This window comes from Bacillus sp. AFS059628, from assembly GCF_002571225.1.
In the GTDB taxonomy this organism is placed as follows: domain Bacteria; phylum Bacillota; class Bacilli; order Bacillales; family Bacillaceae_G; genus Bacillus_A.
The window spans coordinates 1-23,762 of the sequence record NZ_NVEC01000012.1 but is presented as its reverse complement, the minus strand read 5'-3'; the positions used below and the strand labels follow the sequence as shown (position 1 = coordinate 23,762).

The window sequence follows — 23,762 nt, the reverse complement described above, 5'->3', positions numbered from 1 at the left end:
AAAGTTTCACTTTATTTTTGTATATTTTTTTCAACTTGTTCTCGAACAGTTTGAATGTAATTCATTTTATGATCCCAGCATTCTTGACTTAAATCGACAGGGTACTCTTCAGGATTTAAAGTTCGCATATACTCTTCCCAAAATAGCGCGAGACTCTGTTCATTGTATTTTTGAATATCCAATATGTCAGGTAGTTCATATGTTCTTTCACCGTTAACGAAAATGTCTTTATGCAGTTCGCGAGCTTCAAAGTTTGTTACAAATTTACTTATATACGTGTGAACAGGATGGAACATTTTTAATCGTTCTTCTTTTCCTGGTTCTTCAGAATCTAATGCGATATAATCGCCTTCTGCATGATCATTAACCCGGTTGATAATACGATAAATTCGCTTCAGTCCTGGAGTAGTAATTTTTTCCGGGTTAGATGAAATTTTAATTGTATCATTTAACTTTCCATCAGTATCTTCAATCGCAACTAGTTTATAAACAGCCCCTAACGCTGGTTGCTCAAAGGACGTAATCAATTTTGTTCCAACGCCCCATACGTCAATTTTTGCTCCTTGAGATTTCAAGTGCATAATTGTGTATTCATCTAAATCGCTAGAAGCAATAATTTTTGTATGTGTAAACCCAGCTTCATCTAGTAGCTTTCTTGCTTTTTTAGATAAATAAGCCATATCACCACTATCAAGGCGAATGCCATAAAAATCGATACGATCCCCAAACTCTTTCGCGACGCGAATTGCATTTGGAACACCAGATTTTAAAGTGTCATATGTATCAACGAGAAAGACGCATTTTTTATGTGTCTCAGCATATTTCTTAAACGCGACATATTCATCACGATATGCTTGAACGAAAGAGTGAGCGTGTGTGCCGGCTACAGGTATTCCGAAGCGTTTCCCAGCCCGTACGTTACTCGTAGATGAGAAGCCACCAATAAAGGCAGCGCGTGTGCCCCAAAGAGCAGCATCAAACTCGTGGGCACGTCTTGTGCCGAATTCTAAAAGTTCATCGTTATTTGCAGCGTGCTTCATACGAGCAGCTTTCGTTGCAATTAATGTTTGGTAATTCACAATGTTTAACAGGGCAGTTTCAATAATTTGTGCTTCGCCAAGCGGTGCATCAACACGTAATAAAGGCTCGTTATTAAATACAACCTCACCTTCTTGCATACTTCGAATCGTCCCAGTGAATTTCATATTTTGTAAATAGTGAAGGAATTCTTCTTCAAATTGTAATTCTGCTAAATAAGCGATATCGCTTTCGGTAAAGCTGAAGTTTTCTATGTACTCTACAATCTTTTCAAGACCAGCAAAAACAGCATAACCGTTCTCAAATGGAAGTTTTCGAAAGTATAAATCAAACACCGAGCGGCGATTGTGGATACCATCTTTCCAATATGTATAAGCCATATTAATTTGATATAAATCTGTATGTAAGGCATAGCTATCGTCTTTATAATAAGTCATCGCGAAAACACCTCCATAATTTGGTTATAGTATACCAATTTTTCACCATTCGTAGCAAAGAAGAGATATTAGTATGAAGTCAAGAGAGAAAAAAATGAAATAATGCATATTTTTTAGAAAATTAACATTTATCAATTTATATTTCTCTAGATTTTATGTATTATTAGAGTAATGGGGGTAAATGAGAATGGAGGAGGACAATGCAACAAACATTAGAAAAAATGGGCAAACAAGTCTTTTACAAGCGGCTACAGCAAAAAATGACACAAGAAGAATTATGTCAGGGCATTTGTTCTGTCTCATACTTAAGTAAAATCGAAAATGGAAAGATCGAAGCATCAGAAGAAATTCTACAATTGCTCTGCACAAGGTTAGAAATTGCCGTGACGGATTTGAGAGATGTAGAAGAAGATGTGAAGGGAAAGCTGGATGATTGGTTAAATGCATTAGTTCATTTGGACAAGCCACAAGTAGAGCGCATATATGAAGAATTACAAGGTGAAATGAAGCATGTTTTGGATTTTGAAATTATAAATTATTATAAACTGCTTTATACGCGTTATTTAATTATGAAACGAGATTTTCCTGCTGTTGAAGAAGAATTAGAGAGCTTAAAAAAGATGTACAAAAAGTATTCGCCATTTCAGAAATTATTATATACGTATAGTAAAGGTCTATATTATTTTTTACAGCATAAATATAAAACGGCCTTAGATTATTTAGTTCAAACTGAAGTGATGGCGAAAGAACAAGGCTATTATGAAACTGGAATCTATTATAATTTAGCTCTGGTTTATAATGAATTAGAAATAGAACATATGGCTTTACATTTTGCTCATTTAGCTATGGAAGGCTTTAAGAATGAATATAAATTTCGTCATGTGATTAATTGCCAGTTATTGATAGGGTTAAGTTATATACAGAAAAGACAATATAACGAAGCTTTAGCAATTTATAGAAATATTTTAAGAGAAGCTAATTCTTTTGCGGATAAAGATAACATAACAGCAATTGCTCTAAATAACATGGGATATTTACATTACCATTTAAAGGATTATGCAAAAGCGAAAGAGTATTATTTACAATGTTTACAATACAAGAAGGAAGAAGATTTAGATTACATTGATGCTGTATATGAGATTGCATTGCAATGCATTGAATTGAAGGAATTTGAAGAAGTAAAAGAGTGGATTAATAAAGGAATAGAAGTTGCGAAAAGAGATGAGAAGTATAAAAGTATGTTATATACACTTTTAATACTTCAATATAAATATTTTGAAGAGAAGGGGGTGTATAAAAAGTTTTTAGAGACAGAAGCTTTAACATTTTTTAAGCAAGAGGAAAATAAAAAAGATTTAAAAAAGGTATATTTAGAGTTAGCAAAATATCATGAGGAAGTATTAGAATTCCAAGAAAGTAATCGATATTATAGACTAACTATTAATTTATTAGAAGAAAAGGGAGGAAGATGAATATGAAAAAAATGATTTTTGGTGCATTAGCATTAGTGGCTATATTAGTAGTGTTAGAACCTCAATATGCTTGGACTGGAGATATGTATGGTCAAGCTAAAGAAGTAATAGAAGTAATAAATTCTTAATAAGAACCCCTTTCCAATCGGAAAGGGGTTTTTCAATATTTGTTCCCCAAAATTCTACAATACTTGAGAAAATAATTATTTGAATTTTTAGTATATTAATAGTGGAAACATAATGCTAATATGAAACTACTCTTTTTCAAAAAATAATTTATTAGGGGGAAGGTTCATGAAAAAGAAAAGTTTAGCATTAGTGTTAGCAACAGGAATGGCAGTTACAACGTTTGGAGGGACAGGCTCTGCATTTGCGGATTCTAAAAATGTTCTCTCTACGAAGAAGTACAATGAGACGGTGCAGTCACCGGAGTTTATTTCTGGTGATTTAACTGAGGCAACTGGTAAGAAAGCAGAATCTGTTGTGTTTGATTACTTAAATGCAGCAAAAGGTGATTATAAGTTAGGGGAAAAGAGTGCGCAAGATTCTTTCAAAGTGAAACAAGTGAAGAAAGATGCTGTAACTGATTCAACAGTATTACGTTTGCAACAAGTATATGAAGGAGTACCTGTATGGGGGTCTACGCAAGTAGCTCACGTAAGTAAAGATGGTTCTTTAAAAGTACTGTCTGGAACAGTTGCGCCTGATTTAGACAAAAAGGACAAGTTGAAAAATAAAAATAAGATTGAAGGCGCAAAAGCTATTGAAATTGCGCAAAAAGATTTAGGGGTTACACCTAAATATGAGGTAGAACCAAAAGCGGACTTATATGTATATCAAAACGGTGAAGAAACAACATATGCATACGTTGTAAATTTAAACTTCTTAGATCCAAGTCCAGGAAATTACTACTATTTCATTGAGGCGGAAAGCGGTAAAGTGTTAAATAAGTTTAATACAATCGATCATGTGACGAATGATGATAAGTCTCCAGTTAAACAAGAGGCTCCTAAGCAGGATGCAAAAGCAGTTGTAAAGCCTGTAACAGGAACAAATAAAGTAGGAACTGGTAAAGGGGTATTAGGAGATACGAAATCGCTTAATACAACGTTATCTGGCTCATCTTACTACTTACAAGATAATACGCGCGGAGCAACAATTTTCACGTATGATGCGAAAAATCGCTCAACATTACCAGGAACATTATGGGCAGATGCAGATAATGTGTTCAATGCAGCGTATGATGCAGCGGCAGTAGATGCTCATTACTATGCAGGTAAAACATATGATTACTATAAAGCTACATTTAATAGAAATTCTATTAATGATGCAGGAGCGCCATTAAAATCAACAGTTCATTACGGAAGTAATTATAATAATGCATTCTGGAACGGATCACAAATGGTATACGGAGATGGTGATGGTGTAACGTTCACTTCATTATCTGGTGGTATTGATGTTATTGGTCACGAATTAACGCATGCAGTGACGGAAAATAGTTCTAATTTAATTTATCAAAATGAATCTGGAGCTTTAAATGAAGCGATTTCTGATATCTTTGGTACTTTAGTAGAATTCTATGATAACCGTAACCCAGATTGGGAGATTGGTGAAGATATTTACACACCTGGTAAAGCAGGAGATGCACTTCGTTCTATGAGTGACCCTACGAAGTATGGTGATCCAGATCATTATTCTAAGCGTTACACGGGTTCAAGTGATAACGGTGGGGTTCATACAAACAGTGGTATTATTAATAAACAAGCTTACTTATTAGCAAATGGCGGTACACATTACGGTGTAACTGTAACTGGTATTGGTAAAGATAAGCTAGGTGCAATTTACTACCGTGCAAACACACAATATTACACGCAATCTACTACATTTAGCCAAGCTCGTGCTGGTGCAGTACAAGCTGCAGCTGACTTATATGGTGCGAATTCTGCGGAAGTAGCAGCAGTTAAGCAATCATTTAGTGCAGTTGGTATAAACTAAGGTTTTAAGGGGAATTATCAATAAAATACTTCAAAAATAAAGAAGGAGCCTATGCTCCTTCTTTATTTTTTTCTCCATTTTTTCCACAAATAAAACAATCCAACACCCCCCGCGATTGTGACAATCCACTTCGCTTCATTCGTTCCATTCATGACATGGTATGCAGAATATACCTCGATTAACAAAGCCGGTATTTTACCTATTGTACTGGCAATACTGAAGGAGAGTAATGACATTTTGCCTAGAGCGGCAAATAAAGTCACGATACTTGATGGGATGAAAGGTATGAATCGAAACGATAGAACGAGTAGAAAGGCCTCTCTACCTTCTACATAAAGTAAGCGTTCTACCTTTGGGTACTTATTTACTTTATCGTGAGTGAACTTTTGAAGGCCTATACGATAAATATAAAACGAGATAATAGCCCCTAATGCCTCACCGGCGATCGAAATAATCGTTCCGTTTACTACGCCAAAGAGCTGTATGTTAATAGCGGTTAAAAAAATACTAGGGATAACACCTAAAAGACTAATAACGATGTTAATTAAGATACTAAGTGGAATTGCGATTGAATAATAGTCTGTTAAGAAGTTTTGAATTGTTTCAGCCATTGTTTAAAATCCTTTATCTTTTTTTGCATTACACCATATTTCCATTGTATAGGCAAGTGCAAATTTACATAATGTAGAAAACGTCGATAAAACACCCTTTATATACTATATAGGGGTATTATGTATATAAAATAGGGGGTATATTTTAATTTTTAACAAAGCACCAAAAAACCTTTAAATAAAGGGTTTATTCGGTGCTTTCGGGGTTGGATTAACTTGGGAAATAATTATGAAAATATAGGGGTATATTTCTAGAGAGAGGGAAAATAGCGATTTTATGAAAATCAGGTGATAATATGGCAAAATAGGTGAAGAATTTAAAAAATGTGTATGTTTTTTCGGTGTGAAATTGACTTTTAGTGGAGTTACGATAATAATCATGGAAGAGGTGATATGATGAAACGAATAAGTAGTCTTTTCTTGGGTAGTTTATTGGCACTCATGCTGATCTTAAGTGGATGTGCAGGAAAAGAACAAAAAACAGAGAAACAAACAGGGAATCAATCGACATCAGTAGAAAAAATTAGTGATAATATTTTAGATGAAATGGAAGGGCCACCTAAAAATGGTCATACGATTGAAAGACATGTAGGCAAATCAGAAGAAGATTTGAAGAATCGCTTGAAGACAGATAAAGTATCAGCAGCAAGTACATACTATGATAAGGAAACGGCAACGAAAGCTGTAAAAGATAGTTTGAAGCAGCATGATAAGGAAATTCAAGATTGGTTAAAAAATTCTAAAGAGGCTCGTCTCGTATTAAATACGACACATTCATTCCCGGTTGGAAAAACGGTAATAAAGAAAAATATGAATGTAAAAGATAAGTTACTCAAAACTGTTACTGTTTTAGCGAGAGATAAGTCAGGAGATTTAGGATATAAGATCATTACTTCTTATCCATCTGATAAATAAGAAGGGGGAGTAAATATGTATACGACATTACAATATTTTTTTAAATCGTATTGTACGCTAAGTATCCACGAGGATGAAATAGTAGGCGTGATGGAAGAATTTATAGAGCAAGAAGATGAAGAAATTATTTTGAAATTACGTGATGAACTATTATATATGAAGAAAAAGGATGGTTGGGAAGAGGCGTGCGTATTAGCTGCAAAGCAAGGAAATCGTATGTGGTCGTTAGAAGAAACAAAAGACCATCTTGCAACCTTTTTATTATTATTGCAAAAGAAAAAGGCGTGAATAGATCACGCCTTTTTTGTTTTTTAAATTTGTTCGTTTGATAGCGTCTTATTGTTTTGGAGCGCTTTTATATACGCTTTTTGAAATTTGCCCATTAGATATTACTTCACCGTTTTGTGTAACTTTTTTATACGTAACGGCTGTTATTCTATCATTAGTCCTACTAATTACTTGAGAAGAAACTTCAATATTTTTACCAGTATTTGTACCGAAAATACGTGTAGTAATGCTACCTCCATTTGAAAATGCTTGAATATAAATATGATTGCCTGTATTGTTTTTAAATTTTAAATCTGGACCGTAATCTGCTACTGCTGCATCTTGCCCAAGTGGTAAATAATTTACGGGCATAGAATGATTGCTTCGAGAAACAATTCCTAAATCTGCTCTTAAAGCTGCGCTATATAAAGTGCTACTAACTTGGCAAACGCCTCCGCCTGCACTTTGTATAACTTTACCTTGTGAATATACGGCTGCAGATTTGTAACCATGTGCAGCATCAGTTACGCCAACGCGGCCATTAAAACTAAATGTTTCATCAGGTGCGACAATAACTCCACTTAAAGTGTTAGCTGACCTATTTACGTTAAAGGATTGATTCCCATTACGACCAGCCATCGGAGTTGAGTACTCAGCAATAACTTCTTTAATCCCCATTTTCTGTATATCCTCTGTAGAACGTTCAGGTTTTAATAGTGTAACTGGTAATGTAACGTCAGGCGTGCCAGAAGTAATGGCCTGTTTCGTTAAATCAGTTAACTTTTTTTTATCGATTTTTTCTCCATTTTGACTTTGGCTAATATTTACTGTAGTGCCTTCAATACTTAATTCAGCATTAACAGGATTTTTTAATGTTTCATTATATTTATCCTTCATAAAGCTTTCATAAGCAGTTGTATTTAATTGAGGTGTTAATTTGTAGTCACGTTTTAATTCTCCATTTTCAGCTTGCTTCCGGATTTTATAACGAGTTATTGCGTTGCCTTCTTGTTCTTTAAAGATTTTGTCGATAATATCTTTTTCTTTATAATGTATCCCTAAATCTTTCCATGTGTAAGTTTTTTTATCATTTTGGAATATGTAGGTAAGAGATTTTTGATCTAATTCAGTTATTTTTTGATTAATAATAGCTTGAATATCTTTTTTATTTTTTCCATCGAGAGAAATACCTTCAAATGTAGTATTCGGTAATGCAGTAGTATCTAATTGATTATTTAGTTTAGATACATATTGATATCCGCCAACACCGCCTACACAAAGTAATATGCCTCCAGCAATTACAGAACCGATCAGTATTTTACTTAGCTTCATTTATTTCCCCCCAGAAATTTTTGTATAAATATATGTATTACATTTTTTGTATAAAAATGATGAAAATAACATTATGTACGTACTAGTATACTATTATTTTCACTATGTGTGTAATGTTTTTATAAAAAATGTTACACTGTTGTAATAATTGTCTCTTTTTGTCACAATGTGTACAAAAATATGTTGAAAATTATAATAAAAAGGCTNNAGCCTTTTTATTATAATTTTTTATGTTCATTTTTATTCGTAACACCGAGATGTTCTTGTAGTGTTGTCGATATATTATTGACGCTTTTTTCGTTTGGAACGTAATAATAAATACCACCTATATATTTATCAGTACCTTCTACTTGCATTTTGTCCATTTTTAAATTGGAATCCATTGAATTTTTTGCAATTGTCATCATATCATCAAAAGTTAAATTTGTTTTTAAGTCGTTATCAACAGCGTCTAATAGACCACCGATCTTATTAATGGAATTAAGAGATAGTGCTTTTTGAGCGATAGCTTCTAAAACAAGCTGTTGTCGTTGACCGCGCATATAATCACTATCGATATGACGAGTTCTAGCTAGCGCCAATGCCTCTTCGCCATTTAAATGTTGACGACCTTTTTTCAGGTGAATAGCATCTGCTTCGTCTTTACTATTTTGTTCTGTAAACTCAACTGGAACATCGACAGTAATACCACCAAGGGAATCAACAATTTTAATAAATGATTTAAAATTGAATTTTACATAGTAATCAACTGGAACATCTAAAAAGTTCTCTACCGTATCAATCGTGCTGTCCACACCACCGAATACGTGTGCATGTGTAATTTTATCGTATTTCTCACGTGATTTAATGTAGACACGTGAGTCACGTGGAATACTAACAAGCTTAACAGATTTATCGTTTTTATTAATTGTGGCAAGTAATAGCGCATCTGTACGAGTTGCTTTCCCATAATTTTTGTCCCTAATTTCACTTTCATCAACACCCATAATGAGTACAGAAATGTTATCAGTCATAGGTTTAACGGCCTTTTCACGTTTGCTGGATTTATCTCCGCGGCTCAGTTCGGAATAGGCATTACTTAACACAGACTTTGCTTTACTGTATATATGGAAGGAATAGCCCCCTGCTCCAAGTGCTACAACCAGTAATGGAATAAGCAGGAACCAAAGTAGGCGTTTTTTCTTTGAGCGTCCTTTTTTGGCTCGAGTATCTTTGTTCATATCGGATTTCATCATTTTTTCTCCTTTAAAACTATCAAAGTATATACATCTAGAAGCGCATTCAAACACATAAAAAATATTGTACGCTAAATAAAAGCGATTGTACATGTATAAAAAATAGATGTCTTGATTATTTATAAAGACATCTATTCGTTATTGTATACAAAAGATAGGGAGAAGAAAATGATAAAATTTTACCTAATTACAACATAATGCTTACGATAATTGCAGATAAAATGCTAACGAGAGTAGCTCCATATAGTAATTTAAGGCCAAATCTGGCAACGACGTTTCCTTGTTCTTCGTTTAATCCTTTTACCGCACCTGAAATAATGCCGATAGAAGAAAAGTTGGCAAAAGAAACGAGGAAAACAGAAATGATACCAACTGTACGAGGAGAAAGGCTGTTCGAAATTTTACTAAGGTCCATCATGGCTACAAATTCATTCGTTACAAGCTTCGTTGCCATAATGCTACCAGCTGTGACAATTTCAGAACTTGGTACACCAATAAGGAATGCAATGGGCGCAAATACGTAGCCGATTAATTGCTGGAAAGTAATGCCGAATATAATGAGGAATAGGTCATTAATGCAGCTCATTAATGCGACAAATCCGATGAGCATAGCGCCGACAACGATGGCTACGCGAAAGCCATCTAGAATGTATTCTCCAAGCATTTCAAAAAAGCTTTGTTTTTCGCCTTTAATTTCTAAAATATCTTCTTCATCTTTCACGTCGTAAGGGTTAATGATGAGTGCGATAATAAAGCCACTAAATAAATTGAGAACGAGTGCAGTTACTACATATTTAGGTTCGATCATTGTCATATAGGCACCTACGATAGACATAGATACGGTTGACATCGCAGAAGCGCAAAGTGTATAAAGACGGTGTTTTGGAATTTGAGCTAATTGTTTTTTTACCGTAATAAAAACTTCTGATTGGCCGACAATGGCAGATGCGATAGCGTTGTAAGACTCTAATTTCCCAAGACCATTTATTTTGCTAAGGAAGTAACCAATCCAACGAATAAAGAAGGGGAGTATTTTAAAATGTTGTAATATACCAATTAAGACGGAAATGAAGACGATTGGTAATAGTACAGTAAGGAAGAATGGCATTTCACCTTTATTGGCAAGCCCCCCAAATACGAAGTTTATACCATCAGCGGCATACTCGAGTAGCTTTGTAAACAGACTGGAAATGACCCGAATAAGTATGAGGCCGATTTCTGTATTTAATAATAAATAGGTTAAAATTAACTGTATAATAAGCATGATGAAAATTGGTTTAAATTTAATGTGTTTCTTATTGTTGCTAGCAATATAAGCAAGGAAGAAAACAACGATAAGTCCCACGAAAAAAGTAATGAATTTCATAGTAAACCCCCTAAAAGAGATATTCTGCTATATATGTTTTTCATTTCAAGGGAGAATATGCATCTTTGGTAAAGAAAGGAATACAGAACATGAATATATGTGGAGTGCACCACGTTGCAATTATTAGTTCAAATTATGAACTATCAAAGGATTTTTATACCCGGATATTAGGTTTTAAAGCGATAAATGAAGTATATAGAAAGGAACGAGATTCTTATAAGTTAGATTTATGTGTAGGGGAAGAGTATCAAATTGAATTATTTTCATTTCCAAGTCCTCCTGAGCGCCCAAGTTTTCCAGAAGCGGCTGGACTTAGACATTTAGCATTTGCTGTTCCAAATATAGAAGAGGCTGTGAAACATTTAAATCAATATGGTGTTGAAACTGAGGTGATACGTATGGATGAAATAACCGGGAGAAAATTCGTCTTTTTCCAAGACCCTGATGGCTTGCCTTTAGAATTGTATGAGGTTTGAAATTGGTGAATTTTATATAGGGTTGCTTTTCTGTAAATGAAGAAACTAAAGTGAAACTTCTTTTTTAAAGGAGGTGTAACTTTAGCTAAGAAAGCTAAAGGGCATATGTGGATATTATAAAATTATTGATGGTCGCTATCCTTATTGCATTAACAGGTTTTTTTGTAGCTGTTGAGTTTGCAATTATTAAGGTACGTAGCAGTCGTATTGATCAACTCGTTAGTGAAAAGCGACGAGGAGCATTGGCAGCCAAAAAAGTAACTTCAAATTTAGATGAGTATTTATCAGCATGTCAGTTAGGTATTACAATTACTGCTTTAGGACTTGGGTGGTTGGGCGAACCGACTATAAAACATTTACTCGAGCCGTTGTTTTTAAAACTACAATTTTCACCTGCAATTGCAAGTACCGTTTCTTTTATTATTGCCTTTGCAGTGATTACATTTTTACATGTTGTCATTGGTGAACTTGCTCCGAAGACGCTTGCTATACAAAAAGCGGAGCAAGTTAGCTTACTATTATCGAAGCCAATTATTTACTTTTACCGAGTAATGTATCCGTTTATTTGGGCTTTAAATGGTTCCGCAAGGCTTGTGGCAGGGGTATTTGGATTACATCCGGCTTCTGAACATGAAGTTGCTCATTCGGAGGAAGAATTACGATTAATTTTATCTGAGAGTTATGAGAGCGGAGAGATTAATCAAAGGGAATTTAAATATGTAAATAATATTTTTGAATTTGATAATAGAGTTGCAAAGGAAATCATGGTACCTCGTACGGAAGTTGTAGGATTATATGAGGACGAACCATTTGAAACACATATTAAAATAATTGCACAAGAAAAATATACGAGATATCCCGTATTTGGTGAAGATAAAGATGAAATTATTGGGATGGTTAATGTAAAGGATTTATTTATTCGTTATATGGATGGTAATCGAGACGAGGAGTGCTCGATTACGCCATATACAAGGCCAGTTATTGAAGTGTTAGAAAATATCCCTATTCATGATTTGCTATTACAAATGCAAAGAAAACGAATTCCATTAGCTGTATTATATGATGAATATGGCGGAACCGCAGGGATCGTTACACTAGAAGATATTTTAGAAGAAATTGTTGGAGAAATCCGAGATGAATACGATGAAGATGAACACCCGCCTATAGAGCATATAAGTGAAGGCTGTAAGATTGTAGATGGAAAAGTACTTATTAGTGAAATAAATGATTTATTTGGCATACACTTAATCGCTGATGATGTAGATACAATTGGTGGCTGGATTATGGTACAAAAGCAAATCGTTGCTGAAGGAGATATTATTGAAAAATCCGGCTTTTCTTTTAAAGTTCTTGAAAAGGATATGCATCAAATTAAACGGGTGGAAGTAAAGAAAGTAGAAGAGTGATTTTCTGTAAATATTTATCCCACTTTAATGGGCAGTAAGACCCCCACTTCAAAATTCAGTGAAAGCAAAGAATTTAGGTAGGGGTCGGGCTGCCCATTAAAGTCCGATTGGTGAGGGCTGATTAAAGTTTCACTTTATAAAAAGTATATATAGAAAAATAAATGTTTGCGCTTTCAAAACAGGTGCTATATAGTGAAGGTGGATACTGAAAAATTCTTCTGCATGATACTCGTATTTTTAGAGGGCGAATTTTTTGGATAAGGATTTAGAATGAAAAGTATAGGTGATGACAATGATAGCAACGAAGGATATACGTATAGAAAAAGACTTTTTAGGTGAAAAGGAAGTACCAAATGTAGCTTATTATGGTGTACAAACATTACGTGCTGTAGAAAACTTTCCGATTACAGGATATCGCATTCATCCGTCACTCATTACGGCAATGGCAATTGTGAAAAAAGCGGCGGCACTTGCAAATATGGATACTGGTTACTTAGCGAAAGACATTGGACATGAAATTGCAGAGGCAGCGCAAGAAATTGTTGATGGAAAATTCCATGATCAATTTATCGTAGATCCAATTCAAGGCGGTGCTGGAACTTCTATTAATATGAATACAAATGAAGTAATCGCTAATCGAGCGTTAGAACGTATGGGATATGAAAAAGGCGAGTATGCAAAGATTAGCCCAAACACGCATGTGAATATGGCTCAATCAACGAATGATGCGTTTCCAACGGGAATTCATATTGCAACTCTTATGATGTTAGAAGAACTTCTTATGACAATGGAAGAACTTCATGCTGCGTTCCGTGCAAAAGCAAAAGAGTTCGATCACGTTATTAAAATGGGACGTACACATTTACAAGATGCTGTTCCGATTCGTCTTGGACAAGAATTTGAAGCGTATAGCCGAGTGCTTGAGCGTGATATAAAAAGAATTAAACAGTCTCGTCAACATTTATATGAAGTAAACATGGGGGCGACAGCTGTTGGTACAGGATTAAATGCAAACCCTACGTACATTGAACAAGTGGTTAAACATTTACGCACATTTAGTGGATTCCCACTTATTGGTGCAGAGCATTTAGTTGATGCAACGCAAAACACAGATGCATATACAGAAGTATCTGCGGCATTAAAAGTATGTATGATGAACATGTCTAAAATTGCGAATGATCTTCGTATTATGGCATCTGGTCCACGTGTTGGATTGGCGGAAATTCAATTGCCAGCCCGTCAACCAGGTTCATCTATTATGCCAGGGAAAGTAAATCCTGTTATGGCAGAAGTAATTAATCAAGTTGCTTTCCAAGTAATTGGTAATGATCATACAATTTGCTTAGCATCAGAAGCAGGACAATTAGAGTTAAACGTAATGGAGCCTGTGCTCGTGTTTAATTTAATTCAATCTATTAGTATTATGAATAACGGATTCCGTGTATTCCGTGAATATTGTATTAAAGGAATTACAGCAAATGAAGAATTGCTGAAGCAATATGTTGAGAAAAGTGTTGGAATTATTACGGCAGTTAACCCTCATATTGGTTATGAAGCAGCATCGCGTATTGCACGTGAAGCAATTGAAACAGGAAAATCTGTTAGGGAGTTATGTTTAGAACATGGTGTACTGACAGAAGAAGAATTGGATATTATTTTAGATCCATTCGAAATGACGCATCCTGAAATTGCTGGTGCTTCTTTATTAAAGAATAAGAAGATGTAATGTGAAAAAACACCGATCCATTTGGATCGGTGTTTTATTTTTAAAAGATATTAAATACAGCATTTAATTGAAGTAAGCTAATAATAGCTAAGAAGATTAAACTATATTTCATCACTGTTTTAAATAGAGCAGATTCTTTACCAACTAGTCCAACTGCCGCACAAGCAACTGCTACGGATTGTGGTGAAACCATTTTTGCTATTGTGCCACCAACTACGTTTAATGAAACGAGAGTAGATGGGACGATGTTTAATTGATCGGCAGTTACTGCTTGAAGTGGTGCGAATAGTGAACCACTTGATACTACTGAACCTGTAATGAATACGCCAATCCATCCTAAGATTGGAGAAAGAATAGGGAATGCATTACCAGTAGAAGAGAATGCAAGTCCAAGTGTAGATGACATACCAGAGTAGTTCTCTACGTAAGCTAAAGCGATAACGCTACAAATTGTATATACTGGAACCTTTAATTCTTTTATTGTTTCAATCATTAATTCTTTAATCATTTTGCCGTTTACACGGTAGACGATAAGTGAAACAATAATTGCTAATACAATCGCAGTAGTTGTAGAAGAGAATACATCTAGTTTGAAAATCGCTGCAAAAGGTGTATCAGCTTTTGTGATTGGTGCAGTTTTTATAACTTGATTATGAAGACCAGGGAATTGAATGTTAAATACTAAGTTTGCTAATGGACCATCCGGAGCAAATAAAGCTTTAATTGGTTTTAAATTAAAGATTGTTACAAATGCAGTTAAGAATACGAATGGAGACCAAGCATATAAAATTTGATTGAATGTATGAGATTCTTTTTCTTCTTGCTTTTCTTCTTTAGCAGAAGATTTTGGTTGCCAAACACGTAAGAATAATGCAAGAGCGACCATACTTACGACTGCTGCGAAAATATTAGTAAGTTCAGCGCCTAAGAAGTAAGTTACAACGAACTGAGTAATTGCGAAAGAAACACCACTTACAAGAATACCTTGCCAAGTTTCTTTAATGCCTTTAAATCCATCTACCATTGAAACAAGTAAGAACGGTAAAACAATGCTAATGAATGGCAAAATGTAAACTGCTTGACGACCGACAGTTAATGCATCTATTCCAGTTAATTGTGCAGGTACTGTAACTGGAATACCCATAGCCCCCATAGCGCCACCAGCGATATTAGCTACTAAGCAAATACCCGCTGCTTTTAATGGATTAAAGCCCATACCTACAAGTAATGCAGCTGTAATAGCAACCGGAACACCGAAACCAGCTGCGCCTTCTAAGAAAGCGCCGAAAGAATAAGCGATTAATAATACTTGTAAACGTTGGTCATTTGTAATACTTGAAATGCTATCACGAATGACATTGAATTGTTCTGTTTTAACAGTTAATTTGTAAAGGAAGATAGCTGCGATAACGATAGTACAAATTGGATAAAATCCAGATAAAACACCAAATCCGGCAGATGCTACTGCTGCAGTTGTAGGCATTTTATAAACAAATATAGCAAGAATAATAGCAACAATTACACTGTAAAGACCAGCCATGTAACCTTTCATTTTGAATCCCACTAAACAAATAATGAAGCAAAAAATTGGAAGTGCTGCGATTAGAGCAGATAACCAAATATTGTTTAATGGGTCATAAATTTGTGTCCAAGTACTCATAATAATGACAACTCCTATCTATTTTATGTGAAGAAATTCACATTATTTGTGAAACTATTCACAATCAACTTACATGCTTAGTATATTCTCCTTCAACACTATTGTCAACGTAAAAAAGTATAATTATTCCATAATAGTGTTAAAAGAAATGCTTTGTTCATAAAGTAGACAAAAAGCCTGTTCAAATAGATTTGAGCGGGCTAGAGAAATTATTTGCATATTCTTTTAGTTGTTTATACATTATTGATCCTAAAGTTTTATATGAGAGACCATCATTATATGAAATGGTATAGCTTGTCCTATTTGATCAAGTTAGAAAGGGGACAGTGAATACATCTAATAGGAAGTATTCCGTCACAGTTCAAGCTATTAAATACGAATTAAAAAGCAATGAGTTAATTTTTAATGTTACGGCATCCTTTTTTACTGAAAATTCCTTTTAGTGTAACAAAGAGGTTAAATATACGCCAACTACTTTACGAAAGGTTATCAATTATAGATGGTATTTTACGATATCATTACTGCACATTGCAATGAGGTGAAAATATAACAAAAAGCCTGATAAAACAACGTTTACAAGCAATGTATTTGTAGCCCGCTGTTTTGCTTTTTCGTTATATCATATAGTATAATATTCAAAATCAGCAAGGAATTTTTCCTGAGTTCTTTGTTGGTTAAGATGGAAAAAATTTTCGGCTTTATAAGTTGATAAAGTTATGTCGTAACAGGAAATATAAGAACAGATATATAAATAAATAAAAAGAAAATAAAAACGAAAATGAGGGGAACTTTATGAGCCAAAATCAATTCGAATGTCGTATTTCAGAAGAAGATGTACAAATGTTAAGAGCGTTAGCGCATCCGTTGCGTCTACGTCTAGTAATGGAACTAATGCAACGTGGAACATGTAATGTAACACAATTACAGGAAGTGTTAGAAATTCCGCAATCAACTGTTTCGCAACATTTAACGAAATTAAAACAAAATAAAGTAGTACGCTTTGAACGACGAGGGTTAGAAGTGTATTATCAAATTCATAATGATAAAGTAAGTGAAGTAGTAAAAACATTATTTTCTTAAAATTTGAATATTATGGAAAAAGACGTGTGGGATATACGTCTTTTTTTATTTGTCAGAAAGGTGATATGAGAGTAAATGTTAGCATGTAAGGAAGAAAAGGCTATCAATTTACATGTTGCTATATGGAATAGATTCTAAAGGGAAAAGAAAAGATAGAAAGGAGTGTAGTAAGTAAAAGGAGGAATAGTAGAATGGATGTAAAACGTGTGAAACAAATTTTATCTTCTTCAAGTAGAATTGATGTTACATATGAGGGTGTACCAGTATGGATTGAGAGCTGTGACGAGCAGAGTGGAGTTGCTCAAGTGTATGATGTATCTAATCCTGGAGAAAGCGTTCACGTGAACGTGACGGCTTTAGAGGAGAAGTAATAGAAAAGACGCTTCTGATTTTAGAAGCGTCTGTTTTTGTATTATTCCATCATACTCGCAACTTTTTTAGAGCAGAGAAGGAGTACAAGTCCTAAGACGATAACGATAATGCCAATACTTGCAAATACTTCAAGGTATCCTAATGATTGTGTAAAGGAAGCAAGTTTACCAGCTAGCCAGTTAGCCATACCTGAACCAGCTAACCATACACCCATTAGTAATGATGCTAATTTAACAGGTGCAATTGCACTTACCATTGATAGACCGATTGGTGATAAGAATAGTTCTCCAATTGTATGGAACATATAAGTGATAACGATGAATAATAAGTTTGCTTTAACAGTTATATCAGCTTCACTACTTCCAGTTTTTAGAACCGCTAATGTTAAAACCAGGTAACCTATACCTAGTAAAATCATACCAAATGCCATTTTTGTTGGTATTTTTAAATCGCCACGCTTTGATTTAGAAAGTTTTAACCATAGCATAGATACGAATGGTGCAAGGAGTACGATGAACGCTGGATTAACGGATTGGAACCAAGATGTTGGAACTTCCCATCCAAAAATTGTACGATCAACAAATTTATCTGTATAAAGTGTTAAAGAACTACCAGCTTGTTCAAAGCCTGCCCAGAAGAATACTACGAAACAAGTTAAAATTACAATTGCCCAAGTGCGATTTTTTTCTTGTTTTGTTAAAGGTTTCTTTTCGATTGCAGGTTGATTTTTTGTTTTTTTACCAACAACTGTTGTTCCTGCTGTACCAAGGTAGCGAGGAGCTAATAAGTTGAAAACAATTTGTCCAATAATCATACCGATACAAGCTGCTAAGAATCCGTATTTATATCCCATAACCATAACGCCATCAACGCTTGTTTTAAAGAAATCTTCTGCTAAAAATCCACAAATAAGTGGAGCGAAGAAAGCACCTACGTTAATACCCATATAGAAGATAGTAAATGCACTGTCACGACGTGAATCATTTTCATCATACAATTCACCTAACAGTGTAGAAATATTTGGTTTGAAGAACCCATTACCAATAACTAATAGTATTAATCCTAGAAATAGTCCTGTTTTTGTATTCATTGAGAATAGTACAAAGTTGCCGATTGCCATAATAATTCCGCCGAGAGTAATGGCATGACGTCTTGTAATATAATGATCCGTTAGCCATCCACCTATAATTGGCATGAAATATACTGCTGCTGTAAAAGTACCATATAATTGCACTGCAAACGCCTTATCAAATCCTAACCCGCCACTAACCGCAGCAGTCGTTAAATAAAGAACTAAAAGGCCGCGCATTCCATAATAACTAAATCTTTCCCACATTTCTGTTAAGAACAACAAGTACAATCCTGGTGGATGTTTTTTTGGTGATTGTTGCTCTCCAGCTTTGTCTAATTTTAAAGCTGCATCCATTTTTGTTTCCCCCTAATCCTGTATAACGGATATTTATGTAATCATTTTAATTTACAAAATATTTAGAAGTCAATAGAATTATATGGAAATAGAAAGAAAATTTCTAAAAAAGTTCTATTTCAATTCGACCGTTATTGTATTTTGCCCTGAAAACGAGATGATAAGCGTTTTCAAATGTAATAATTGAATTCTAAAAGAAAATAAAATAGTGATTAATCAGAAAATTTAGATTAAAATATCTATTCTGATATAAAGAAAATATATTCTATTTACTTTTATAATATAACATATTGGGAATAAAAATACAAAACGAAATAATGTGACATTTAAGTGAATTGAAAAATAACCAGCTCCATAGAAGGGGAGCTGGTTAGAAAAATATTATTTAACAAAGCGTTTTTCGATATCATCTAATAGTAGGTTAGCAGCCATTACACCACCAGCTGTATTCCAAATAACGTCATCAACTTTGTATGCTTTACCGTTTTTCACTGCATTTAAATTTTTAAATAGCGGATCGTTGATATATTCTTTTTCTAATTCAGAGCCTTTTTTCTCATTTCCTTTATCGAATGTGAAGTAGAATAATACATCGCCATCCATTGCAGAAATACGTTCTTTAGATACGTTACGCTCTGCAAAGTCGTCTTTATTTTGATCGCCAGGGCGCTTAAATCCAAGCTCTTTTAAAATAACACCAGAGAATGTATCACCATGATAAATGCGAACATCACCAGGCATGAAGCGAACCATAGAGATTTCTTGATTTACTTTATCGCCTAGTTTGGCTTTTAAATCTTTCAGGCTTTTATCGTAATCAGCTAAAACCTTTTGACCTTCTTTTTCTTTATTTAATGCTTTTGCATAAAATTTGAAGTTATCTTTCCATTCACCGCGTAGCGTTTCAGAGAACACAGTAGGTGCAATTGCTTTTAGTTGCTCGTACACTTTTTCGTGACGCATTTTGTTACCGATAATTAAGTCTGGTTTTAAAGAAGCGATTGTTTCTACGTTCACTTGCCCTTCATCACCAACAACTTTTACATCTTTCATTTTATCTTTAATATGTGGATACCACGGATCACCAGTCCAAGATTTTACAGCCCCAACTGGTTTCACACCTAGCTCAAGTAAAGCCTCAGTTCCTTCGTTTGTTAAAATAACTACACGTTTTGGATTCGCAGGAACTTCTGTTTTACCCATTGCATGTTCAACCGTAATCATTTCTTTTTTTGTATCTTCTTTTGTTTCTTCTTTCGTATTTGATTTTCCACAAGCACTTAAAAGTAATGAAAATGCTAATAAAAATACAAATACTGTAAACGATTTCTTTCGCATGAAATTCATTATGTACCCCCTACATATTGAGAATTTTTTTCAATAGCAAGCATGATATTAAGCCTTTATCTTCTGATTGTCAATACATACGGTTGAAAATAATTCTCATTTCCGTTGACAATGCGAATTAAGTTGAAATACACTTACAACGTATCATTATACATTGAAGGGGAAACGCTGCATGCTATTAAAAACAAATCAAGCAAAATGGATCGGATTATTTGTTGGAATCATTGCAGTCATTATTTGTATTTGGGGAAGTATTATTTTTGGATATACAAATACGAGTGGGAAATTAGCGTTAGATGCTTTTTTCCATTTTAATGGTTCCAATGAACATATTATTATTCAAAATGTGCGTCTACCAAGGGCGTTAATTGCAGCTAGTGTTGGTGCTAGTTTAGCCATTGCTGGTTGTCTTATGCAAACGTTAACGAAGAATCCACTTGCTTCTCCAGATTTTATTGGATTAAATTCAGGTGCTGCGTTCTTCATAGTTGTAGCAATTGTTATTTTTTCCGTGACATCATTATCAGTTTTCACGTGGATTGCTTTTTTAGGGGCAGCAGTTGCAGCTGTACTTGTATTCGCTTCTAGCTCTTTAGGGAAAGAAGGGACGACGCCTCTTAAGTTAACATTAGCAGGGGTCGCAATTAGTGCGTTATTTTCATCATTAACACAAGGATTACTTGTGTTAAATGAAAAAGCACTTGAAGAGGTATTATTTTGGCTTGCCGGATCGGTGCAAGGAAGAAAGTTAGAAATTTTACAATCTGTATTCCCGTATTTATTAGTAGGCTGGGTTGCATCAATTATGATGGCAGGGAAAGTAAATACATTAATGATGGGGGAAGATGTTGCAAAAGGGCTTGGACAACGAACGATTTTAATGAAATCATTCGTACTACTTATTATTGTCTTGCTATCTGGTGGTTCAGTTGCGGTCGCAGGTCCAATTGGATTTATTGGTATTGTTACTCCGCATTTTGCCAGATTTCTTGTTGGAGTAGATCATAGGTGGAGGGTACCGTATAGCGGTTTATTAGGTGCAATACTATTAATCTTAGCTGATATAGCAGCAAGATATGTCATTATGCCACAAGAAGTACCAGTAGGAGTTATGACAGCATTTATCGGAGCTCCATTCTTTATTTATATTGCACGTAAGAGAGGGCTTAGCAAATGAAGAAGTATATTCCGTTTCGTATAGGAAAAGGCGAGCTCTCGTTTTTAATGTATAAACGAGCTTGTCTCGTCTTGTTCAGTTTATTGGTTGTTTTAATAGGATTATTTTTTGCAAGTGCAGGTATGGGAGACATGAAAATTGCTCCTTATGATGTATGGCAAGCGATTACTGGAAATGGCGATGCGATGTCAAATATGGTTGTAAATAAGTTTCGTATGCCGCGTATTTTAATTGCCATCCTTGTAGGAATTGCACTTGCTGTAGCAGGATGTATTTTACAAGGTCTCGTTCGAAATCCACTTGCTTCTCCTGATATTATCGGGATTACAGGTGGTGCAAGTGTTGCAGTTGTCTTATTTTTAGCTATATTTAGCGATAAAAATAATGCGCTAACCGTAAGCATTCATTATATGCCGTTAGCAGCCTTTGTTGGGGCAACGATTGTAGCGCTTTTTGTATATTTATTCGCATGGAGAAATGATGGATTATCACCAATTAGTCTTGTTTTAATTGGTGTTGGGTTTTGGGCGTTAACGAAAGCGGCAACGACTTTGTTTATGTTGTTAGCACCAATTTATCAAGCGAGTCAAGCGAATGTGTGGATTACAGGTACTGTGTACGGGTCTTCATGGCAAAATGTTATGGTACTTGCGCCGTGGGTTCTCATCTTAACGGTAATATCATTTATAGCAGCTAGACATTTAAATGCGCAAGAGCTAGGGGATGATATTGCGGTAGGACTTGGTGTTCCTTTAACGAAGTCACGCGTATTCATGTTATTACTTAGTACAGCTTTAATTGGTGGAGCAGTTGCCTTTGCCGGAGGTATTGGATTTGTCGGTTTAATGGCACCTCATATTTCACGAAGACTAGTTGGTTCTTTATACGGTGCATTACTCCCAGTTGCGGCAATCGTTGGTGCAATTTTAGTACTTGCTGCAGATTTAATTGGGCGTACAGTTTTCACCCCACTTGAAATTCCAGCAGGGGTATTTACATCAGCAATTGGTGCACCTTATTTTATTTATTTACTTTATAAAAGTCGGAATTCATAAAGGAAGATGAATATGCAAAAAGCATTGGAGACGAAACGTTTGACGTTGTCTTATGATGAAACAATTATTATTGATGAGTTGAATTTAGAAATTCCAAAAGGTGAAATTACAATCTTTATCGGTTCTAACGGTTGCGGGAAATCAACTTTATTACGTTCACTAGCTAGATTATTAAAACCAACAACTGGTGACATTTTGTTAGATAATCAAGCCATTCAAAGTATGCAAACGAAGCAAATCGCTCGCCAAATGGCAATTTTACCGCAAGGACCGCAAGCACCAGAAGGGCTTACAGTATTGCAACTTGTAAAGCAAGGACGTTATCCATATCAAACATGGCTGAAGCAATGGTCAGAAAAAGATGAGGAAATGGTACAAAAAGCCCTTGCGGCAACAGGTATGACAGAGTTTGCTGAGCGTGATGTGCATGCTCTTTCAGGTGGGCAACGTCAACGTGCTTGGATTGCAATGACGCTTGCACAAGATACAGATATTATTTTACTGGATGAGCCTACTACATATTTAGATATGACTCACCAAATTGAAGTGTTAGATTTATTATTCGAATTAAATGAAACAGAACAAAGAACAATTGTTATGGTATTACATGATTTAAATTTAGCATGCCGTTATGCAGACAACATTGTAGCCATTCAAGATAAACAAATATATGCACAAGGTAAGCCAGAAGAAGTAGTGGATGAGAAGCTAGTACGTGATGTATTCCGAATGGAGTGTCAAATCAGTACGGATCCGTTATTTGGGACACCACTTTGTATCCCGCACGGAAAAGGAAGACGTGTACGTAAAGAGGTTGCTCAGGCAATGAGATAATGAAAAAGACGATGAGGGTCATCGTCTTTTTTATTTTCGGCAAGAGAATAAGAGAAAGAGGGGAATACGTAAACGACGTTCATATTCTTCTTCACTTTGAAAATAAGTTTGATTTGGTGTAGCTTCTTTTATATTTGTAATCGTAAATCCAGCTTGTTGTAATAATGTGAAATATTCTTCCGTTGTACGATGATATTTAATAACTTCTTGATCAATCCAAGGTTCAACGCGTTTTCCCATTTTAAAATAATCATCGACGAGCCAGCTCGTTCTCTTTCCGCTCGTTTGCAAGCTTTCAAATGAAGAAGTAATAACAGGGTGTTGAACGCTAAAAATAAAGGTTCCATTTGTTTTTAACGTTTCGTACACATTTTGAAAAATGATAGGAAGATGTTCAATATAATGTAAGGCGAGTCTAGATGTTACTAAATCAAAAGTAGCAGGAGGGTATGTGTAGTCTTTGAGGTTTAAAAAATGGACGATCCCATTTTTATCCCGCTTTAATGGGCAGTAAGCCCCCCACCTCAAAATTCAG

General features: G+C 34.9%; 21 protein-coding genes and 1 pseudogene. 13 read left to right on the top strand and 9 right to left on the bottom strand.

Annotated features, from left to right (window positions below; all coding sequences use genetic code 11):
- Positions 1-11 precede the first annotated feature (11 nt).
- A complete protein-coding gene (locus COL05_RS06400; protein ID WP_098667995.1) occupies positions 12-1,475 on the bottom strand; it encodes a nicotinate phosphoribosyltransferase in 1,464 nt (487 codons plus the stop codon).
- A 200-nt stretch (positions 1,476-1,675) separates the two neighbouring features.
- On the opposite strand from COL05_RS06400, the gene COL05_RS06395 reads away from it, so the two are divergent.
- The 3 genes from COL05_RS06395 (at position 1,676) to COL05_RS06390 (ending at position 4,942) form a co-directional block, all read left to right on the top strand.
- Complete coding sequence (locus COL05_RS06395; protein ID WP_098667994.1) at positions 1,676-2,947, top strand: helix-turn-helix domain-containing protein; 1,272 nt, start codon at positions 1,676-1,678, stop codon at positions 2,945-2,947.
- 2 nt (positions 2,948-2,949) lie between these two features.
- The gene (locus COL05_RS30885) at positions 2,950-3,075 is read left to right on the top strand and encodes an NprX family peptide pheromone (RefSeq protein WP_000738188.1); all 126 of its coding nucleotides are present in this window, start codon (positions 2,950-2,952) and stop codon (positions 3,073-3,075) included.
- Positions 3,076-3,241: 166 nt separating this feature from the next.
- Positions 3,242-4,942, top strand: a complete 1,701-nt coding sequence (locus COL05_RS06390; protein ID WP_098667993.1) for a M4 family metallopeptidase — start codon at positions 3,242-3,244, stop codon at positions 4,940-4,942.
- A 62-nt stretch (positions 4,943-5,004) separates the two neighbouring features.
- On the opposite strand, the gene COL05_RS06385 is transcribed toward COL05_RS06390, so the two are convergent.
- Complete coding sequence (locus COL05_RS06385) at positions 5,005-5,553, bottom strand: TVP38/TMEM64 family protein (protein ID WP_098667992.1); 549 nt, start codon at positions 5,551-5,553, stop codon at positions 5,005-5,007.
- 396 nt (positions 5,554-5,949) lie between these two features.
- Here COL05_RS06385 and COL05_RS06380 point away from each other — a divergent pair, with 396 nt between their 5' ends.
- Together COL05_RS06380 and COL05_RS06375 are read left to right on the top strand one after the other, a co-directional pair.
- Positions 5,950-6,468 carry an RNase A-like domain-containing lipoprotein gene (locus tag COL05_RS06380; RefSeq protein ID WP_142337375.1) on the top strand — a complete coding sequence of 173 codons (519 nt, stop codon included), beginning with the start codon at positions 5,950-5,952 and terminating at the stop codon, positions 6,466-6,468.
- A gap of 15 nt (positions 6,469-6,483) precedes the next feature.
- Positions 6,484-6,756, top strand: a complete 273-nt coding sequence (locus tag COL05_RS06375) for a hypothetical protein (RefSeq protein ID WP_098667990.1) — start codon at positions 6,484-6,486, stop codon at positions 6,754-6,756.
- A gap of 48 nt (positions 6,757-6,804) precedes the next feature.
- On the opposite strand, the gene COL05_RS06370 is transcribed toward COL05_RS06375, so the two are convergent.
- The 3 genes from COL05_RS06370 to COL05_RS06360 form a co-directional block, all read right to left on the bottom strand.
- Positions 6,805-8,067 (bottom strand): VanW family protein, encoded by a 1,263-nt coding sequence (locus COL05_RS06370; RefSeq protein WP_098667989.1) that lies wholly within the window; start codon positions 8,065-8,067, stop codon positions 6,805-6,807.
- A 218-nt stretch (positions 8,068-8,285) separates the two neighbouring features.
- Positions 8,286-9,302: an LCP family protein gene (locus tag COL05_RS06365; RefSeq protein WP_306475306.1), complete on the bottom strand. Its 1,017-nt coding sequence runs from the start codon at positions 9,300-9,302 to the stop codon at positions 8,286-8,288.
- A gap of 187 nt (positions 9,303-9,489) precedes the next feature.
- On the bottom strand, positions 9,490-10,668 hold the full coding sequence (locus COL05_RS06360; RefSeq protein WP_098667987.1) for a NupC/NupG family nucleoside CNT transporter: 1,179 nt from the start codon (positions 10,666-10,668) through the stop codon (positions 9,490-9,492).
- An 89-nt stretch (positions 10,669-10,757) separates the two neighbouring features.
- Here COL05_RS06360 and gloA2 point away from each other — a divergent pair, with 89 nt between their 5' ends.
- From gloA2 to aspA, 3 genes are all read left to right on the top strand, one after another.
- Positions 10,758-11,144 carry an SMU1112c/YaeR family gloxylase I-like metalloprotein gene (gloA2, locus tag COL05_RS06355; protein ID WP_098667996.1) on the top strand — a complete coding sequence of 129 codons (387 nt, stop codon included), beginning with the start codon at positions 10,758-10,760 and terminating at the stop codon, positions 11,142-11,144.
- Positions 11,145-11,251: 107 nt separating this feature from the next.
- Positions 11,252-12,550 (top strand): hemolysin family protein, encoded by a 1,299-nt coding sequence (locus COL05_RS06350; RefSeq protein WP_098667986.1) that lies wholly within the window; start codon positions 11,252-11,254, stop codon positions 12,548-12,550.
- 292 nt (positions 12,551-12,842) lie between these two features.
- Entirely contained in the window at positions 12,843-14,276 is a 1,434-nt protein-coding gene (gene aspA / locus COL05_RS06345) for an aspartate ammonia-lyase (RefSeq protein ID WP_098667985.1), read from the top strand.
- A gap of 40 nt (positions 14,277-14,316) precedes the next feature.
- Here the strand turns inward: aspA and COL05_RS06340 are convergent, their stop codons facing one another.
- Positions 14,317-15,936 carry an L-lactate permease gene (locus COL05_RS06340; RefSeq protein ID WP_000109131.1) on the bottom strand — a complete coding sequence of 540 codons (1,620 nt, stop codon included), beginning with the start codon at positions 15,934-15,936 and terminating at the stop codon, positions 14,317-14,319.
- Positions 15,937-16,728: 792 nt separating this feature from the next.
- On the opposite strand from COL05_RS06340, the gene COL05_RS06335 reads away from it, so the two are divergent.
- Together COL05_RS06335 and COL05_RS06330 are read left to right on the top strand one after the other, a co-directional pair.
- Complete coding sequence (locus COL05_RS06335) at positions 16,729-17,016, top strand: ArsR/SmtB family transcription factor (RefSeq protein WP_000081429.1); 288 nt, start codon at positions 16,729-16,731, stop codon at positions 17,014-17,016.
- 191 nt (positions 17,017-17,207) lie between these two features.
- Positions 17,208-17,387, top strand: coding sequence for an acid-soluble spore protein H (locus tag COL05_RS06330; protein WP_000382683.1), 180 nt, complete (start codon positions 17,208-17,210; stop codon positions 17,385-17,387).
- 41 nt (positions 17,388-17,428) lie between these two features.
- Here COL05_RS06330 and COL05_RS06325 read toward each other — a convergent pair whose 3' ends face one another.
- Both COL05_RS06325 and COL05_RS06320 read right to left on the bottom strand, forming a co-directional pair.
- The gene (locus COL05_RS06325) at positions 17,429-18,814 is read right to left on the bottom strand and encodes a peptide MFS transporter (protein ID WP_098667984.1); all 1,386 of its coding nucleotides are present in this window, start codon (positions 18,812-18,814) and stop codon (positions 17,429-17,431) included.
- Between the two features lie 381 nt (positions 18,815-19,195).
- Positions 19,196-20,161, bottom strand: coding sequence for an ABC transporter substrate-binding protein (locus COL05_RS06320; protein ID WP_098667983.1), 966 nt, complete (start codon positions 20,159-20,161; stop codon positions 19,196-19,198).
- A 172-nt stretch (positions 20,162-20,333) separates the two neighbouring features.
- Here COL05_RS06320 and COL05_RS06315 point away from each other — a divergent pair, with 172 nt between their 5' ends.
- Genes COL05_RS06315 through COL05_RS06305 form a run of 3 tightly spaced genes read left to right on the top strand, consistent with a single transcriptional unit; the run spans position 20,334 to position 23,227 of the window.
- On the top strand, positions 20,334-21,338 hold the full coding sequence (locus tag COL05_RS06315; RefSeq protein ID WP_098667982.1) for a FecCD family ABC transporter permease: 1,005 nt from the start codon (positions 20,334-20,336) through the stop codon (positions 21,336-21,338).
- Complete coding sequence (locus tag COL05_RS06310) at positions 21,335-22,393, top strand: FecCD family ABC transporter permease (RefSeq protein WP_097852700.1); 1,059 nt, start codon at positions 21,335-21,337, stop codon at positions 22,391-22,393. The genes COL05_RS06315 and COL05_RS06310 overlap by 4 nt, the downstream gene beginning before the upstream one ends.
- A gap of 12 nt (positions 22,394-22,405) precedes the next feature.
- Positions 22,406-23,227 carry an ABC transporter ATP-binding protein gene (locus COL05_RS06305; protein ID WP_098667981.1) on the top strand — a complete coding sequence of 274 codons (822 nt, stop codon included), beginning with the start codon at positions 22,406-22,408 and terminating at the stop codon, positions 23,225-23,227.
- 30 nt (positions 23,228-23,257) lie between these two features.
- Here the strand turns inward: COL05_RS06305 and COL05_RS06300 are convergent.
- A pseudogene (locus COL05_RS06300) lies at positions 23,258-23,722 on the bottom strand (methyltransferase domain-containing protein); the annotation flags it as partial.
- Positions 23,723-23,762: the final 40 nt, after the last annotated feature.

Bases quoted from the DNA above. Each gene is read 5' to 3' on its own strand.
- COL05_RS06400 (WP_098667995.1), bottom strand. From the start codon at position 1,475: ATGACTTATTATAAAGACGATAGCTATGCCTTACATACAGATTTATAT.
- COL05_RS06395 (WP_098667994.1), top strand. From the start codon at position 1,676: ATGCAACAAACATTAGAAAAAATGGGCAAACAAGTCTTTTACAAGCGG.
- COL05_RS30885 (WP_000738188.1), top strand. From the start codon at position 2,950: ATGAAAAAAATGATTTTTGGTGCATTAGCATTAGTGGCTATATTAGTA.
- COL05_RS06390 (WP_098667993.1), top strand. From the start codon at position 3,242: ATGAAAAAGAAAAGTTTAGCATTAGTGTTAGCAACAGGAATGGCAGTT.
- COL05_RS06385 (WP_098667992.1), bottom strand. From the start codon at position 5,553: ATGGCTGAAACAATTCAAAACTTCTTAACAGACTATTATTCAATCGCA.
- COL05_RS06380 (WP_142337375.1), top strand. From the start codon at position 5,950: ATGAAACGAATAAGTAGTCTTTTCTTGGGTAGTTTATTGGCACTCATG.
- COL05_RS06375 (WP_098667990.1), top strand. From the start codon at position 6,484: ATGTATACGACATTACAATATTTTTTTAAATCGTATTGTACGCTAAGT.
- COL05_RS06370 (WP_098667989.1), bottom strand. From the start codon at position 8,067: ATGAAGCTAAGTAAAATACTGATCGGTTCTGTAATTGCTGGAGGCATA.
- COL05_RS06365 (WP_306475306.1), bottom strand. From the start codon at position 9,302: ATGATGAAATCCGATATGAACAAAGATACTCGAGCCAAAAAAGGACGC.
- COL05_RS06360 (WP_098667987.1), bottom strand. From the start codon at position 10,668: ATGAAATTCATTACTTTTTTCGTGGGACTTATCGTTGTTTTCTTCCTT.
- gloA2 (WP_098667996.1), top strand. From the start codon at position 10,758: ATGAATATATGTGGAGTGCACCACGTTGCAATTATTAGTTCAAATTAT.
- aspA (WP_098667985.1), top strand. From the start codon at position 12,843: ATGATAGCAACGAAGGATATACGTATAGAAAAAGACTTTTTAGGTGAA.
- COL05_RS06340 (WP_000109131.1), bottom strand. From the start codon at position 15,936: ATGAGTACTTGGACACAAATTTATGACCCATTAAACAATATTTGGTTA.
- COL05_RS06335 (WP_000081429.1), top strand. From the start codon at position 16,729: ATGAGCCAAAATCAATTCGAATGTCGTATTTCAGAAGAAGATGTACAA.
- COL05_RS06330 (WP_000382683.1), top strand. From the start codon at position 17,208: ATGGATGTAAAACGTGTGAAACAAATTTTATCTTCTTCAAGTAGAATT.
- COL05_RS06325 (WP_098667984.1), bottom strand. From the start codon at position 18,814: ATGGATGCAGCTTTAAAATTAGACAAAGCTGGAGAGCAACAATCACCA.
- COL05_RS06320 (WP_098667983.1), bottom strand. From the start codon at position 20,161: ATGAATTTCATGCGAAAGAAATCGTTTACAGTATTTGTATTTTTATTA.
- COL05_RS06315 (WP_098667982.1), top strand. From the start codon at position 20,334: ATGCTATTAAAAACAAATCAAGCAAAATGGATCGGATTATTTGTTGGA.
- COL05_RS06310 (WP_097852700.1), top strand. From the start codon at position 21,335: ATGAAGAAGTATATTCCGTTTCGTATAGGAAAAGGCGAGCTCTCGTTT.
- COL05_RS06305 (WP_098667981.1), top strand. From the start codon at position 22,406: ATGCAAAAAGCATTGGAGACGAAACGTTTGACGTTGTCTTATGATGAA.